The following is a 14,755-nucleotide window of genomic DNA, read 5'->3' on the forward strand; positions in this document are numbered from 1 at the left end:
GAAGCGCAGGTCTTACTCCGGGAACCACTGGTTGCTAATTTTCTGGTAGGTTCCGTCAGCTTTAATCGCTTTCAGCGCGGCATTGAGTTTTTCCAGCAGCGCTTTATTATCCGGGCGCACCGCAATGCCGAGGCCGGTACCGAAGTACTGCGGGTCGGTTACTTTCGGCGTCGCCGCGCCTAACTGCGGGTTGGTCTTCAGCCATTCGTTGACCACCGCGGTATCGCCGAAGACGCCGTCGATACGGCCGTTTTTCAGGTCGATAATGGCATTCTGGTAGCTATCGTAAGCGACGGTTTTGACTTCCGGGTGCTTATCCTGCAGGTATTTCTGGTGCGTGGTGCCGTTTTCCATGCCGATACGCTTACCCTTTAGGTCATCAAAAGAGTGGTACGCGTCTTTTTTGGCGATCACCAGCGCCGAGTTGGCATAATACGGGTCGGTAAACGCGACCTGTTTGCTACGCTCAGGCGTGATGTCCATGCCGGAAATCACCGCATCATACTTTTTAAATTTTAGCGCCGGGATCAGGCTGTCGAAAGCGTGGTTGGTAAAAGTACAGTCGGCCTGCATTTGCTTACACAGCGCTTTGGCCAGATCGAGATCGAAACCGACAATCTGGTTATTCGCATCCATGGATTCAAATGGCGGATAGGTCGCGGAAACGCCAAAGCTGATTTTCTCCGCGGCAGCGGCGCCAAAGGCGAAAGAGCTAAGCAGTGCGGCCAGAACTAACTTTTTCATAGTGGGACTCCCGTCGGTCAATCTTATGATGTTGTGCCGGTTTACAGCTGAAGTTCACAATGCCACTAAATGAATTTATATGCAATAAAGTTGTATGTTTATTTTATTGGTTATAAAAAAAACGGGTAAGCATTAGTACTTACCCGTTTCATTATTTACTGTTTATGCATTTCGTGATGTTAGTTACGGCGCTCGAAGGCCAGCGCTTTTCTTTCCACCAGACGCATCAAGAGCGTCAGCAGGCCGTTCACTACCAGATAAATGATGCCGGCTGCGCCGAAGACCATCACGTCATAGGTGCGCCCGTAAAGCAGCTGGCCATGGCCCATCACTTCCATCAGCGTGATGGTGTAAGCCAGCGAGGTGCTCTTAAAGACCAACACCACTTCGTTAGAGTACGAGGAGAGGGCGCGTTTAAAAGCATACGGTAGCAGAATCGCCAGCGTATCCTTCTTGCTCATCCCCAGCGCGCTGCAGGACTGCCACTGGCCGTCCGGAATGGCGCGGATGGCGCCATAGAACAGCTGGGTAGTATAAGCCGCGCTGTTTAACGACAAGGCGATCAGCGCGCACAGCCAGGGCTCAGAGATGAGATGCCACAGCACCGGGTAATTCTGTAATGACGGGAACTGTCCTGGTCCATAGTAGATCAGGAAGATCTGTACCAGCAGCGGCGTACCGGTAAACAGCGTGATATAGCCGCGGACGATCCATACCACCACCGGCGTTTTTAACGTCAGGACGATGGTAAAGATCAGCGCCAGGATCAGCGCCACGACGATCGATGCCGCCGTCAGCGTCAGGCTAGTATGCAGCCCTTTCAGCAGTTCGGGTAAGTAATCGAGCATCAACCTGGTCTCCGTTCGAAGCGCGTCGCACGCTGGTCAATACGCTTGAGGATGTATTGACTCAACAGGGTGATGACGAGATAAATCGCTGCTGCAATGATGTACCAGTTAAACGGCTCCTGAGTACGGGTAGCAATACTTTTGGTTTGCAGCATCAGGTCGTTGACGCTGATAAGGCTGACCAGCGCGGTATCTTTCAGCAATACGAGCCACTGGTTGCCCAGGCCCGGCAGGGCATGGCGCCACATTTGCGGCATCACAAGGCGAAAGAATATCGCCGCCTTTGACAAACCCAGCGCTTGTCCGGACTCCCACTGCCCCTGCGGCACCGCTTTCAAGGCGCCGCGCAGGGTCTGCGAGGCATAGGCGGCATAGAGCAGGGAAAGCGCAATGGCGCCACAGAGGAACGGGCTGACGTCGAAGTTTTCAATTTGCATCTGTACCGGAATCTGCACAAACCCAAGATTGAGAGTAAAACCGTCAGACAGCGTCAGCAGCAGCTGCGAGGAACCAAAGTAGATAAACAGCACCACCAGGATTTCCGGTAGGCCGCGTAAAATCGTCACGATGCCGGTCGCCAGCCATGCCACAGGGCGCCATTTCACCGACTCCAGCACGGCGAAAAGCATCGCCAGCACCAGGCCGATGACCAGCGCGCAAACGGCAAGGCCGACGGTCATCCCGGCGGCGCTTGCTAATGGAAAAAATTCGTTCATTCAGCGTTACTTCTGGAACCATTTGCTATAGATGGTCTGGTACGTCCCATCTTTCTTCACTTTTTCCAGCGCAGCGTTAAATTTCTGCTGCAGCTCGGTATTGCCCTGACGAACCGCAATGCCGAGGCCGGTACCGAAGTAGTCTTTATCCGTCACTTTATCACCCACCGGGGCCAGCTTCGGATTGCTCTTCAGCCATTCGGTCACTACCGCCGTGTCGCCGAAGACGGCGTCAATGCGGCCGTTTTGCAGATCCAGTTTGGCATTCTGGTAGCTGTCATAAGGAACGGTGGTGATTTCCGGATGTTTATCAGTAATAAATTTCTGATGGGTAGTACCGTTCTGCACGCCAACTTTTTTGCCTTTCAGCTGGTCAATGCCGGTGAACTTGCCCTGCTGGCCGACAAACAGCGCCGAGTTTTCATAATACGGGGTGCTGAACAGCACCTGTTTTTCACGCTCAGGGGTGATATCCATACCGGCCATGACGGCGTCGAAACGGCGGAATTTCAGCCCTGGGATCAGGCTATCGAAAGCCTGGTTAGTAAAGGTGCAGGTCGCGTCCATCTCTTTACACAGCGCGTTAGCCAGATCGACGTCAAAGCCGACGATTTTGTTGTTGGCGTCTACCAGCTCAAACGGAGGGTAGGAGGCCTCGGTGGCGAAACGGATAGTCTGGGCTGCGGTAGCGGAAAGGCTCATGCCCGCGAGCAGAGCGGCAATCAGTACTTTTTTCATCGTTATTTCCCCGAAAACATCAATGTGAAAGATAGTTTTTAAAGGCGTCGGTTTGCGGATGCGCGAAGCAGTTAGCATCCCCTTGCTCAACGATATGCCCGTTTTCCATATACACCACGCGGCTGGCGGTTTTACGCGCCACTTCCACTTCGTGGGTAACGATAACCTGGGTGATTCCGGTTTCCGCCAGTTCGCGAATGATGCTGACGATCTGGGCGGTAATTTCCGGATCCAACGCGGCGGTGGGTTCATCAAACAGCAGCACCTGCGGCTCCATCATCAGCGCGCGGGCTATCGCTACGCGCTGCTGTTGACCACCTGACAGATGCAGCGGATAGCGGTCGCTGTAAGGTTTAAGGCGTAAACGCTCAAGTAGTTTTTCGGCGCGCGCCAGCGCCTGATCTTTGGTTAAGCCCAGCACGCGGCACGGGGCTTCGATCAGGTTTTGCACCACGGTCAGGTGTGGCCACAGGTTGTACTGCTGGAAGACCATCCCGACATTCTGGCGCAGCTCGCGAATAGCTTTGTCAGACGGCGCTTTGGTGAAGTCGAATTGATTACCGGCGATGTTTAAGGTACCGGAACGCGGCATCTCCAGCAGGTTGAGTACGCGAAGCAGCGAGCTTTTACCGGCGCCGCTTGGGCCGAGGAGCACCAGCGTTTCCCCCTGCGGGCAATCCAGCGTGATGTCGAACAGCGCCTGGTGCGCGCCGTAGAAGCAATTAATGCCGTTTAGTTTAATACTCATCTGGGCAGTCTGATACAAATAGCTATTGAGGCCGCAAATAGTACCTTTGACAGAATAGTTATGCAATATTTATGCGTTAAAAGTTAAATGTAAACCACATTTATCACTAAAGTTAGCACAAAATATGGGTTCGTGTGGTAGGGGGGAACAAATGTCGGCATTACCGCACGGAATACCGACATTTTACCGGGGTTATCGTTTCAGCGGGGTGGCTTTAACGCCGAAATTAGCGTTTCTCAAGACTCTGACGCAGCGAGCCGGCCGGAGCGTGGCTGTTTATGCCAAGGTAGCGGACATCGTCAACCGCCCAGCACTGGCCTTCCTGAATCATCAGCACTTCATCTTTCCAGCTCTGAGTACCCTGTTTCAATTCGACGCGCAGCGGAATATTGCGCGCATCGCGGTTCGGGATGGTTGAGGCGCTGGCGACGTCGGCGCTATCCGCCGGGGTGGAACTGCTGGAGAATGGATTCGATTGCAGCAGCGCGTTGCGCGACGGGTCCTGACGGGCGTCGTTCAGCAGTTTTGCCAGATCGTCGCTCAGATACGGGCGCAGCGCGGTGAGATCGTTATTACGGTGCTGGATTTGATAATCATAGAACTGCTGCGCTACCTCGTCCGGGCCGCCCTCGATACAGGACCCGCTGCGGGTGCCGTTGTCTTTATAAGCCGGGGTCACGGTGGTACAGGCGCTCAGCGCCAGTGCGCAAGGCAAAACAAGTGCAAGAATGTTGTAGCGCATGATGATTTCCTTATGAACTCACTACGTTGTTAGATTCTGCTAAAGCATAGCGTAAGCGCGCCAATTGTACTTGACGCAAAGAGCTAAGACCTTGATGTGACAACGACCATCGGTGCCCGCGCCTCTTGCGCGGGCAGCCGGCGCATCAGAACTGATAACTATAGTTGACGCTGGCGAACCACAGGTAAGGGTGATCGTAGCTGCCGGCGATAATTTCCGGAGATTTTACGTGGGAAGATTGCATATGTAGATAAGATACCGCGACGCCGATATTGCTGGCGGGGGTTATCTGGTATTGCGCGCCGGTAGCGAAGCGCCACTCATCGCCGGTTGGCAGGGAGAGCGCCGTGTCGCTTTGCGAATCATAAACCGTACTGTCGAAACCGACACCGGCGTTCAGACGCCATTGCTCGGTCGGCCGGTACTGCACGCCGACGGCGCTATGCCAGGAATCCTTCAGGCGGTTATTTTTATGACTTTCGTGACCGGCAACGGTGATTTGCGGGCTGCCGAACTGGCTCCAGTCCTGCCAGCCGAGATCGCCCATCACCGACCACTGTTTATTAATATCGTGGACCATGCTGAGCATGATCTGCTGCGGTGCGCGGACCTGGGCGGAGAGTGGCAAATCATACGCAACGTTCGGTAAATTGGGGAAACGCGCTTTGCCCTTAACGTTAAAGTCATAATCGGTTTTACTGTTCCAGGTGATGCCAGCGCGGGTCTGTTCGGTTAACTGCATCAGCAGACCCAGACGGTAGCTCATCGCCCAGTCATGATCTTTATCTTTCTCATCATTACCGTCGACGTTGCGCGTCAGCGATAAATAACCGTAGTTCAGGTTGGCCGATGCGCCGACAGAGAGCCGATCGTTAAGTTTCCACGCCAGCGACGGGCTCAGCGTCATCGCCACCATGGTACTTTTCTTGATAAGACGGTCGCCGGCCCAGTTGCCAAAATCAATGCCTAAACCGTAGTTGCCGTACAGACCGATCCCGGCATAAATATCATCACTAATCTTCTGTGCATAAAAGCCGCTGGCGTTCGGGAACAGATTCATCACGTTACCAGGGCTATTGCCGCCGTGGTCGTTATTCATCTGGTACGGGATATCGCCGCCCATGACCTGTGCGCCACCGGTAAACATATGGTCAGGCAGCCGGGTCATGCCGGCAGGGTTGGTGACGATGGTGGAGGCGTCCTGCGCGCGGGCGGCCTGGCCTGCGCCTGCCAGGCCGACGTCTTCGGTGCCGATTTCATAAAAATAGAGTGCGCTGGCATGGCTGAAGCCTGAGCAGAGCAACCCAGAAATAAGGAATGCGATTTTTTTCATTTGCCACCTGCGGTAATGTAAAACGCGAGCATATTCTTATGCCACAAAAGTATAGTGGGCATATCTGTTATAGCATCGGATTTATATTGATAGTCCGGGGGATGTATTGCGAGTCCGATAACGGAGTGGTTTAGCTATTTTTAAACGTTATGCGAATGACCATCCTGATGATGGCGCATATTTGATATGACTATTAACGAGGGGTAAATGGAAAAAGAGTATAAAAATAAACGTTCGCCGAGTAATCAGTAAGAAACATTATCACCATGCGATGATAATGTTTCTATATCAGTAATAACTAATTATTTCTTCTTATAGATATTCGCGGATACGTGCAGTTTCTTATCGGTATTGCCGGAAGAGAGAACCACAACGTCAGCGCCTTTTTCATCGGCTTTTTTGATCAGTTCTTCGCGCGCATCGCTCGGCGCAGTTTGTCCGGTAGAGGAGATGGTACCAATTTTGTGGTATTGACCCTGTACTTTAGCGAAATCTTCTTTGCTCAGAATTTCTGCAGAAAATGCGTTCGCGGTTAAAAACAATGCTGCACCTGCCACTAAAGCTGCATATTTCATATTATTAATCTCCATTGTTTATCTTGCTATCATCATGCCCTTGTTTTAACTAACCAATGAGCGCCCTCAGAGTGAATCAAGCCCGTCTTTTTTTCAAGCGAAATGCTGCATTTTTATGACCTTTAATTAACGATTTTTTAAAGAAAAGATGACGTGGTTCTCATTGATAACGCTTGCTTTTTATTGCGCAATAGACTGTATCGGGTCGTAAGACCTTTTTTATCTGTCGTTAGCTGAAAATGACGTTAAGCAGCGAGTGGCTGAAGCGGCCGGCAACAGACATTCCCGGGCTGATGGTTTATCATATAGAAAAGTCACCGCAGGCAGCTTAACGCATTGTCCGGAAGCTGAAAAAGGAGTAGCTATGCCGACAGAACAACGGCTGGATCCGCGCGAAAATCGAACGATGCTGTGGGCCAATCGCGAAAATGTACAAAAGCACGCGCTGTCGCGCAGCATGCCGTGGCTGGCGTTCGTCAATATCTCCTTTGCCTTGATGGTCATCTTCCGCAACGTTCTGTTCACCGAGTTCGATCACCAAAGGTTGTCTAACCATTATATTATTCCTTATCTGGAGATGGCGCTTGGGGCCATTATTGTTTTCTCGCTGGCGCTTTGCCTGATGGTTATCTCCGGGCGGATATTAAGTGGTACCTATGCTACAAAAGTGATTTCCGCTATCTTGTTGATCCTCAGTTTATGTTGGTCGATGAGTAGTTACTGCTTCATCATTTTCTGGTCATTGCCGTTCGCGTGGCCGCTGCTGGTTATTTTAATGACCACCGGTCTTGCCGCGCTCTATTATTTCCCGGTGGGCATTGCGGCTTATCTTGTTCCTTTATGGGTTACCTCGTTGCTTGCAGGGGTGCAAATACATCACGGCGTCGATTTACGTTTTTTAATCCTTTGGGGAATATGTACCGCTATTATGGTATACGGCCGTCAGATCTTGCAGCGCTGGTATGACGAGGCCTGGAACACCCATCAGGAGAATATTCAGCTGATTAACCGGCTGGAAAACATGGCTAATCAGGATGCGTTGACGGCGACGGCGAACCGCCGGGCGTTGGACAATTTTTTAGCTCAGGCGTGGGAAGGTAAAGAGCCGCTGGCGCTTATTATTCTCGATGTCGATTTCTTTAAACGTTATAACGATCACTACGGGCACCAGGCGGGAGATTATTGCCTTTCCTGTATCGCCTCGGTATTGAAAATGTCGGTGCGCGCGCAGGATGATATGGTGGCGCGCTATGGCGGCGAGGAGTTTGTGATTGTTCTGCCGCTGCAATCATTAGATAACGCTACGGCGGTGGCGCAGCGGATCCAACAGAAGATTCGCGAAGCGGCGCTGCCGCATGCCAAATCCGATGCCGGGCCGCTGGTGACGGTCAGTATGGGAATTGTTGCCTCAGAGGGAAGCACTCCACCTTCAGAGTTGATCGCGCAGGCGGATGCTGCGCTGTATAAAGCTAAGCAGGAAGGGCGTAATCGATGGTCTTATTAGGAAAGCGTATTCTCCAGCTTGCGCTTGCCGCTTTGCTACTGGCAGGCTGTGCGCAGGAGCAGGGTATTGTCGACAAACAGGGTTATCAGTTGGATACCCGCCATCCGGCACAGGCGGCCTATCCGCGTATTAAAGTCCTGGTCATTCACTATACCGCCGATAACTTTGATGTCTCGCTGGCGACCCTGACCGACAAAGAGGTCAGTTCACACTATTTAATTCCCGAGCAGCCGCCGCTGCACCACGGTAAACCGCGTATCTGGCAACTGGTGCCGGAGGAAGATTTAGCCTGGCATGCCGGCATCAGCTTCTGGCGCGGCAGCACGCGCATCAATGATACCTCGATCGGTATTGAGCTGGAAAATCGCGGCTGGCAAAAAAATGGCGATATAAAACGTTTTACCCCATTCAATCCGGCGCAAATTGAAGCGCTTATCCCGCTGGCGAAAGATATCATTGCCCGCTATCACATTCAGCCGCAAAACGTCGTCGCTCATGCCGATATCGCGCCGCAGCGCAAGGATGACCCTGGCCCGCTGTTCCCGTGGCGAGCGCTGGCGCAGCAGGGGATTGGCGCCTGGCCTGATGATTCACGTGTCGCCTTTTATCTGCAAGGGCGTCCGAGTTGGCAACCGGTTGATAGCGGAGAATTGTTAGACCTGCTGTCGCGCTACGGCTATCAGGTCACCCCAGAGATGACTCCGGCGCAGCAAAAACGGGTGATTATGGCCTTCCAGATGCACTTCAGGCCGGCACGCTGGGACGGCGTGGCCGATGCGCAAACGCAGGCCATCGCCGAGGCGTTGCTGGAAAAATATGGGCAAGGGTAAACCTTTGGCAGCAAACAGGATGGTTTGCTGCCGTAAGCGACGGTTTTAATCGTGCAGTTTGCCGTGGTCCTTTAACCACGCGGCGGTACGGGTAACCCCCTCATCCAGGGTTACGATCGGCTGATAGCCAAGTTCCTGCTGAGCGCGGGAGATATCGAGGGTAAAGTCGAAATTGAGCTTCGAAACGCCGTAATGGGTGAAAGCCGGTTCTTTTGCCGATTTATTACCGAAATGCTCCATGCTGCGGGCAATAATATCCAACATCGGATAGGGCACCGAGCGGATTCGGCACTTGATGCCCAGCTCGTCGATGAGCTTCTGCACGATACTGCGCAGCGTCCGCGGCTCGCCGTTGCTGATATTCCACGCCCGCGCGGAAGGTAAGTGGTCGCACTGCGGCTGACTGGCAAGCCACATCGCATGCACCGCGTTTTCGTAGTAGGTCATGTCCACCAGCGCGTTACCGCCGCGCGGCAAGAGCACGCTGCCGTAGTGGCGCATCATCTGCACCATGCGCGGAATAAAGACTTTATCATGCGGCCCGAACAAGCTTTGCGGGCGCAATATCGTAAAGCGGGTGTGCGGGTTCGCCTGCGCCAGCAGGTTGATAACCTCTTCGCTGGCCGCCTTGCTGCGGGCGAACTCATTGGCGAAGCGGTGCGGGCGGAAATCTTCCTGAATATCGCGATGGTGGTGATAATCAAAATAGAGCGAAGGCGATGAAATATGGACGAAATTGCGTACGCCCCAGGCAACGGACCATTCGCCAAGACGACGAGTCGCACGAACGTTGGCTAAATCGAAGGCTTGCTGGGTACCCCACGGCGAGGTAAAGCTGGAACAGTGCCAAAGCGTATCAATACCGGCGAGCATCACTTTAGCCTGCGAAGAGACCAGTTCGGTTAGATCAGCGGGAATAAATTCCGCGCCCATTTTGCTCAGAAGCTTACCCATCGCTTCGTTGCGCCCGGTCGCTCGCACGCTGATGCCCTTGTTGCGCAGATATTCCACCGCATTACGGCCTAATCCGCTGGTCGCACCGGTAACCAGTACCTTCATATCAATCTACTGTCCCAGAAAAGAATTTCGTGCGCATTTTTCCGTGATTCTCCCGAGTATGCAATGAGAATCATGAAAGAATAACGCTTAATCTTCGTTTTTGCCTGTGATTTGCTCGGCCTGGCGGGCGATGCGTCGCGCCATGCCGCGAAAAATAAACAGATGCGCCGGGATCATCAGTAGCCAGTAGAACAGGCCGGGCATGCCGTGTGGATGCCACCAGGCGCGAACGTCGAGTTCGCGATGGTCGCCTTTATCGCTAATAGTAAAGCTTAAACGACCCAGACCGGGAGCTTTCATGCCAAACAATAGGGTTAACTGTTGTTCTTCTTCCACAATAATCACCTTCCAGCTATCTACCGTATCGCCGGTTTGCAGATAATCATGCTGCGGCCGCCCTTTGGCTAAACGATGGCCGACCAGCAGATCCATGGCGCCGCGGATTTTCCACAGAATGTTGCCGAAGAAATAACCCTCTTTGCCGCCGATTTGGTTCACCACTCGCCATAGCGCCTTACGGCTTGCCTGGGTGCTAATGGTGCAGCCAGCCTGCTTTGGGTAGTAGCCATACTCCGGCCGCCAGCGGGCGAAAGCCTGAGCGTCGTAGCCCCAGTCGCTGGAGTTCACCAGCTGTTCTTCCTCTTTCAGGGTACGACGCACCGCCTGATCGAAGGGAATCAACGTTTGCGGGATCAGCGCGCGTAGCGAACGATCGTCGGCGATCAGATCGTGTTTTAGCCCCTGAATCAGCGCTTTAGCGATGGTGGGGGGGACCGAGGTGATAACGTTCAGGAACCACACCGAAATCCAGCGGGTCGGAAAGGGGATAGGGATCAACAGGCGATGCTTGCCGCTGACCGCCATAAAATGGGTGAACTGCTGCTGATAGCTCAGGACATCCGGACCGGCAGCCTCGAAGACGCGGTGCTCGCGAGCCGGATGGTTAAGTAACTCCACCAGATAGTAGAGCAGGTTTTCCAGCGCGATGGGCGTGGTGCGCGATCGTACCCAGCGCGGCGGCGTCAGCACCGGCAGGTTGTAAACCATGTCGCGCATCACTTCAAAAGCGGCGGATCCGGCGCCGACGATGATACCCGCCCGTAACTCGGTAACGGGGATCCCTGACTCGCGTAGGACATCGGCCGTCACCTGGCGGGCGCGCAGATGGTCGGACTGCTCCTGGGCTGGCGCCTGCAGAGAGCTGAGAAAGATGACCTGACGCACCGGCGTCTGACGCAAGGCATCTCGCACGTTAACGGCGACGCGGCGTTCATGGGCGATGAAATCGCCGCCTTCGCCCATGCCATGCACCAGGTAGTAAAGGGTATCAACCCCGCGAAGCAGAGCAGGGAGATCCTGCGGTTGATTGAGGTCGATAGCGTGGCAGGTGACGCCGGGAAGATCGAGCTTCTGCAACCTGTCGATATGGCGTGCCGCCGCCAACACCGGATAACCTCGCGCGCTTAATTCGCGCACCAGATGCTGGCCAATATAGCCGCTGGCGCCGAGCACCAGAATAGATTGCGACACGCCTGACTCCTTAGCGTTGTAAAAAGGCTTGCCAGTGACCGACCACTTCCGTCAACTGCTGGCGGTTAACATCGAGATGCATGACCAGACGCACGACTGGCGAGGCGTTGATCAACACGCCGCGAGCCTGCATGAATTCGCCGAGGGCGCGCGCCTGCTCCTCACCGACGCGCACGAACAGCATGTTGGTGTCGTGGCGCATCACGTCAGCGCCGACGGCGCGTAGCTGTTCCGCCATCCACGCGGCGTTGTCGTGATCTTCCTGCAGACGGGTAACGTTATTTCGCAGAGCGTACAGACCGGCGGCGGCCAGAATGCCAGCCTGACGCATCCCGCCGCCGACCATTTTACGCCAGCGAATGGCGCGTCGGATGTACGCTTCGCTGCCCAGCAGCAGAGACCCGACCGGCGCGCCGAGCCCTTTTGACAGGCAGATGGTGAACGAATCACAGTATTGCGCGATATCGCGCAGCTCGCAGCCGTACGCTACAACGGCGTTGAAGATACGCGCGCCATCGACGTGCAGCGCCAGATTACGCTGGCGGGTGAACGCCCAGGCCTCTTGCAGATAGCCCCGCGGCAACACCTTACCGTTGTGCGTATTCTCCAGACTTAACAGGCGGGTGGGGGCGAAATGGATATCGTCGGGCTTAATTTTGGCCGCGACTTTATCCAGCGGCAGCGAACCGTCCGCCGCGGCATCGATCGGCTGCGGCTGAATACTGCCCAGCACCGCTGCGCCGCCGGCTTCATACAGATAGTTATGCGCGCCCTGGCCGACGATGTACTCTTCGCCGCGCTGGCAGTGGCTAAGCAGGCCAACGAGGTTGGCCTGGGTGCCGGTAGGCAGAAACAGCGCCGCCTCTTTACCAGCGAGCTCAGCGGCATAGCGCTGGAGTTCATTGACGGTTGGGTCGTCGCCATACACATCGTCCCCGACCGGGGCGGCCATCATGGCCTCCATCATGGCGCGCCCGGGGCGAGTTACGGTATCACTGCGAAGATCTATCACGGCATATCCTTGTTCTGATTCAGGGTGATAGCATTGTTTTACCTGAGCCAGTTAGTTTTCGCCAGTTCGATCACTTCATCGCCGCGTCCGCTGATAATCGCCCGCAGCATATACAGGCTAAATCCTTTGGCCTGCTCCAGCTTAATTTGCGGCGGGATCGCCAGTTCTTCCTTGGCTACCACCACATCGACTAACACCGGGCCGTCGGTGCTAAAGGCCGTTTGCAGCGCCTCATCAACCTCCGAGGCTTTCTCGACGCGTATCCCTTTGATCCCGCAGGCTTCGGCAATGCGGGCGAAGTTGGTGTCGTGCAGCTCGGTACCGTCGGTCAGATAGCCGCCGGCTTTCATCTCCATCGCCACGAAGCCGAGAATGCTGTTATTAAAAATGACGATTTTCACCGGCAGCTTCATCTGCGCCAGCGATAAAAAATCCCCCATTAGCATGCTGAAACCGCCATCGCCGCACATCGCGATGACCTGGCGATTCGGCGCGGTCGCTTTGGCGCCAATAGCCTGCGGCATGGCGTTGGCCATCGAGCCGTGGTTAAACGAACCCAGCAGGCGGCGTTTGCCGTTCATTTTCAGATAGCGCGCCGCCCAGACGGTGGGGGTACCGACGTCGCAGGTAAAGATCGCGTCGTCGTCGGCAAAGCGGCTAATCTGCTGCGCCAGATACTGGGGATGGAGCGCTTTTTCGCTGGGTTTGGCGAGATCGTCAAGCCCTTTACGCGCTTCGCGATAATCCTCCAGCGCTTTATCGAGGAAGCGGCGATCGGTTTTCTCTTCCAGCATCGGCAGCAGCGCTTTCAGGGTCGATTTGATATCGCCCACCAGCGCCATATCTACCTTACTGTGCGCGCCGATGCTACCGGGGTTGATGTCGATCTGGATAATTTTGGCGTCGGTGGGATAGAACGCGCGATAGGGGAACTGGGTGCCGAGCAGGATCAGCGTGTCGGCGTTCATCATGGTATGGAAACCGGAAGAGAAGCCGATAAGCCCGGTCATGCCAACATCGTAAGGATTGTCGTATTCGACGTGCTCTTTCCCGCGCAGGGCATGGACGATAGGGGCCTTAATTTTCGCCGCAAAATCCACCAGCTCCTGGTGCGCGCCGGCACAGCCGCTGCCGCACATCAGGGCAATATTACTCGAGTAGCGGATAAGCTGCGCCAGCTTGTGCAGCTCTTCGTCCGCCGGAGTGACCGTGGGAAGCGGGGCATGATACCAGTGGCTGCTGGCGCTTTCCGGAGCCGGTTTTAGCGCCACGTCGCCGGGCAGGACCACCACCGATACGCCGCGGTTAATCACCGCCTTACGCATGGCGATAGCCAGCACCTGCGGAATTTGCTCAGGAGTGGAGACCAGCTCGCAGTAGTGGCTACATTCGCGGAACAGCTCCTGCGGATGCGTTTCCTGGAAATAGCCGCTACCGATTTCGCTCGACGGAATATGGGCCGCAATGGCCAGCACTGGTACGTGGTTACGATGGCAATCAAACAGACCGTTAATCAGATGAAGGTTGCCAGGCCCGCAGGAACCGGCGCACACCGCCAGTTCGCCGGTGAGCTGTGCTTCCGCGCCGGCGGCAAAGGCGGCAACCTCTTCATGGCGGGTCGGCATCCATTCGATGGTACCCATGCGGTTTAAACTGTCGCTCAAGCCGTTGAGGGAATCCCCGGTCACTCCCCAAATACGTTTCACGCCCGCTTGTTCAAGCGTTTTTGCAATGTATGACGCCACGGTCTGTTTCATGGTTTTCCATCTCCTTTTTGTGATAACGCTATCAAGCTTAGATGAAACTGCAGGTTGTGTTGCCGATTGCCCCTTATTTTTCGCTGGTTTTATTGATGGAATATTGCGCATACTCTGGGAGCACACAGGGTGTAAAACAGGAAGAACATCAAATGGTTAAGGGATTGTTAAATACAGTAAATAAAACGCTATCGCATGAAGACGCCGGTAAACTCTTGTTACGACTTGCCGTTGGCGGCTTAATGTTATTTCACGGTCTGCATAAGCTAATCGACGGTGTGGATGGCATCAGCGGTATGCTGGTCGCGAAAGGGCTGCCGGGATTTATTGCCTACGGCGTGCTGGTGGGGGAAGTCGTCGCGCCTTGTTTGCTTATTCTTGGCGTATTGACGCGCCCGGCGGCGCTGGTGCTGGCGTTTACCATGGTGGTGGCCTGGCTGATGGTTGGGACAGGTAAGACATTCGCGCTGGATGCCGTCGGCGCATGGGCGATTGAAAGCCTGGTCTATTTCTTTATCGGCGCGCTGGCGATTGCGCTATTAGGGGCAGGTCGTTATTCGTTGGCCGGTCAGTCGGTCTGGCGGTAAAAAAGTGCCGGATGGCGGCATTAATGCCTTAT

Annotated in this window: 15 protein-coding genes; 3 read left to right on the forward strand and 12 right to left on the reverse strand. The window is 54.6% G+C overall.

Annotated elements, in window-relative coordinates; translation table 11 throughout:
* Positions 1-12: 12 nt before the first annotated feature.
* From artJ to yahO, 8 genes are all read right to left on the reverse strand, one after another.
* Positions 13-744, reverse strand: a complete 732-nt coding sequence (artJ, locus tag PGR79_RS11650; protein WP_015367519.1) for an arginine ABC transporter substrate-binding protein ArtJ — start codon at positions 742-744, stop codon at positions 13-15.
* A 179-nt stretch (positions 745-923) separates the two neighbouring features.
* Positions 924-1,592 carry an arginine ABC transporter permease ArtM gene (gene artM, locus PGR79_RS11655; RefSeq protein WP_015704859.1) on the reverse strand — a complete coding sequence of 223 codons (669 nt, stop codon included), beginning with the start codon at positions 1,590-1,592 and terminating at the stop codon, positions 924-926.
* Entirely contained in the window at positions 1,592-2,308 is a 717-nt protein-coding gene (gene artQ, locus PGR79_RS11660; RefSeq protein WP_015367517.1) for an arginine ABC transporter permease ArtQ, read from the reverse strand. The genes artM and artQ overlap by 1 nt, the downstream gene beginning before the upstream one ends.
* A gap of 6 nt (positions 2,309-2,314) precedes the next feature.
* Positions 2,315-3,046: an arginine ABC transporter substrate-binding protein ArtI gene (gene artI / locus PGR79_RS11665; RefSeq protein ID WP_015367516.1), complete on the reverse strand. Its 732-nt coding sequence runs from the start codon at positions 3,044-3,046 to the stop codon at positions 2,315-2,317.
* A 19-nt stretch (positions 3,047-3,065) separates the two neighbouring features.
* Positions 3,066-3,794, reverse strand: coding sequence for an arginine ABC transporter ATP-binding protein ArtP (gene artP, locus PGR79_RS11670; protein ID WP_015367515.1), 729 nt, complete (start codon positions 3,792-3,794; stop codon positions 3,066-3,068).
* 226 nt (positions 3,795-4,020) lie between these two features.
* A complete protein-coding gene (locus PGR79_RS11675; RefSeq protein ID WP_015367514.1) occupies positions 4,021-4,536 on the reverse strand; it encodes a lipoprotein in 516 nt (171 codons plus the stop codon).
* 145 nt (positions 4,537-4,681) lie between these two features.
* Positions 4,682-5,869 carry an outer membrane protein transport protein gene (locus PGR79_RS11680; protein ID WP_113374864.1) on the reverse strand — a complete coding sequence of 396 codons (1,188 nt, stop codon included), beginning with the start codon at positions 5,867-5,869 and terminating at the stop codon, positions 4,682-4,684.
* A 302-nt stretch (positions 5,870-6,171) separates the two neighbouring features.
* Positions 6,172-6,444 carry a DUF1471 family periplasmic protein YahO gene (gene yahO / locus PGR79_RS11685; RefSeq protein WP_045396302.1) on the reverse strand — a complete coding sequence of 91 codons (273 nt, stop codon included), beginning with the start codon at positions 6,442-6,444 and terminating at the stop codon, positions 6,172-6,174.
* Between the two features lie 364 nt (positions 6,445-6,808).
* Here yahO and PGR79_RS11690 point away from each other — a divergent pair, with 364 nt between their 5' ends.
* A complete protein-coding gene (locus PGR79_RS11690; RefSeq protein WP_113374865.1) occupies positions 6,809-7,948 on the forward strand; it encodes a sensor domain-containing diguanylate cyclase in 1,140 nt (379 codons plus the stop codon).
* Positions 7,936-8,778 (forward strand): N-acetylmuramoyl-L-alanine amidase, encoded by an 843-nt coding sequence (locus tag PGR79_RS11695; protein WP_087859979.1) that lies wholly within the window; start codon positions 7,936-7,938, stop codon positions 8,776-8,778. The genes PGR79_RS11690 and PGR79_RS11695 overlap by 13 nt, the downstream gene beginning before the upstream one ends.
* Before the next feature lie 45 nt (positions 8,779-8,823).
* On the opposite strand, the gene PGR79_RS11700 is transcribed toward PGR79_RS11695, so the two are convergent.
* The 4 genes from PGR79_RS11700 to poxB form a co-directional block, all read right to left on the reverse strand.
* Entirely contained in the window at positions 8,824-9,837 is a 1,014-nt protein-coding gene (locus PGR79_RS11700) for an NAD-dependent epimerase/dehydratase family protein (RefSeq protein WP_015367508.1), read from the reverse strand.
* 87 nt (positions 9,838-9,924) lie between these two features.
* On the reverse strand, positions 9,925-11,367 hold the full coding sequence (locus PGR79_RS11705) for an SDR family oxidoreductase (RefSeq protein ID WP_113374866.1): 1,443 nt from the start codon (positions 11,365-11,367) through the stop codon (positions 9,925-9,927).
* Between the two features lie 10 nt (positions 11,368-11,377).
* Positions 11,378-12,379: a low-specificity L-threonine aldolase gene (gene ltaE, locus PGR79_RS11710; RefSeq protein ID WP_087859976.1), complete on the reverse strand. Its 1,002-nt coding sequence runs from the start codon at positions 12,377-12,379 to the stop codon at positions 11,378-11,380.
* A 38-nt stretch (positions 12,380-12,417) separates the two neighbouring features.
* Entirely contained in the window at positions 12,418-14,136 is a 1,719-nt protein-coding gene (gene poxB / locus PGR79_RS11715) for a ubiquinone-dependent pyruvate dehydrogenase (RefSeq protein WP_113374867.1), read from the reverse strand.
* A gap of 152 nt (positions 14,137-14,288) precedes the next feature.
* Between poxB and PGR79_RS11720 the strand changes: the two genes are divergently transcribed.
* Positions 14,289-14,723 (forward strand): DoxX family protein, encoded by a 435-nt coding sequence (locus tag PGR79_RS11720; RefSeq protein WP_113374868.1) that lies wholly within the window; start codon positions 14,289-14,291, stop codon positions 14,721-14,723.
* Positions 14,724-14,755: the final 32 nt, after the last annotated feature.

Source organism: Klebsiella sp. 141161 (assembly GCF_050600815.1).
GTDB classification, from domain to species: Bacteria; Pseudomonadota; Gammaproteobacteria; order Enterobacterales; family Enterobacteriaceae; genus Klebsiella; species Klebsiella aerogenes.